Consider the following 524-nt stretch of genomic DNA (forward strand, 5'->3'; position numbering starts at 1 on the left):
GTTGGTGTCACTCGTTTTGCAAAGCAGTCACTCAAACCAGGCGAAGTGGCATTGGTTGGTGCTGGCCCTGGCGACCCTGAACTTCTCACCATTAAAGCACTGAACTGTTTACAGCAGGCGGATGTGGTCTTGTACGACTATTTGGTGTCTGAAGAGATCATGGCGCTGATCCCAAGCGATACGATTTTAGTTTGTGTTGGCAAGCGTGCAGGGCACCACAGTGTACCGCAAGAAAAGACAAATCAACTTTTGGTTGATTTTGCTAAGCAAGGATACCGAGTAGTACGAGTAAAAGGCGGTGATCCTTTCGTATTTGGTCGCGGTGGAGAAGAGCTAGAAGTGTTGGCTGATGCTGGCATTCGTTTTCAAGTGGTGCCTGGTATTACTGCCGCAGCAGGAGCGACAGCATATGCTGGCATTCCGTTGACGCACCGTGATTATGCTCAATCGGCCATTTTTGTTACTGGTCACTTGAAAGAAGAAAGTGATGAGATGGATTGGTCAACACTGGCTCGTGGTAATCA

At 48.5% G+C, this 524-nt stretch carries 1 protein-coding gene; it reads left to right on the top strand.

Annotated features, from left to right (window positions below; genetic code table 11):
• A partial coding sequence (gene cobA / locus R7R24_RS30235) for a uroporphyrinogen-III C-methyltransferase (RefSeq protein ID WP_318120654.1) occupies positions 1 to 524 on the top strand: 524 nt, incomplete at both ends.

The organism is Vibrio sp. 704, from assembly GCF_033339295.1.